This is a genomic window from Trinickia soli (genome assembly GCF_002879855.1).
Taxonomy (GTDB): domain Bacteria; phylum Pseudomonadota; class Gammaproteobacteria; order Burkholderiales; family Burkholderiaceae; genus Trinickia; species Trinickia soli.
In genome coordinates this window covers 1-412 of record NZ_PNYB01000086.1, presented here as the reverse complement: position 1 = coordinate 412, position 412 = coordinate 1, and the positions used below count along the sequence as shown (strand labels likewise).

Here is a 412-nt window from a genome sequence, read left to right as displayed (position 1 = left end):
GGTGTATGTACTCGTGTAGGTACAATGACACCTAAAAAACCTAACTCAGCGTTACGTAAATATGCACGTGTGCGTTTATCAAACAACATCGAAATTAACGCATACATCCCTGGTATCGGCCATAACTTACAAGAACACAGTGTTGTACTTGTACGTGGTGGACGTGTAAAAGACTTACCAGGTGTGCGTTACCATATTGTACGTGGAGCACTTGATACTTCAGGTGTTGACGGACGTAGACAAGGTCGTTCATTATACGGAACTAAGAAACCTAAAAACTAAGAATTTAGTTTTTAATTAAATCTTAAACTTAAAATATTTAATATAAGGAAGGGAGGATTTACATTATGCCTCGTAAAGGATCAGTACCTAAAAGAGACGTATTACCAGATCCAATTCATAACTCTAAGTT

Annotated in this window: 1 protein-coding gene; it reads left to right on the top strand. The window is 37.1% G+C overall.

From position 1 onward, the window contains the following. Positions 1-282 (top strand): 30S ribosomal protein S12 (rpsL, locus tag C0Z19_RS27750; RefSeq protein WP_102613013.1); only part of this gene is annotated, 282 nt, incomplete at its 5' end. Between the last annotated feature and the right edge of the window lie 130 nt (positions 283-412).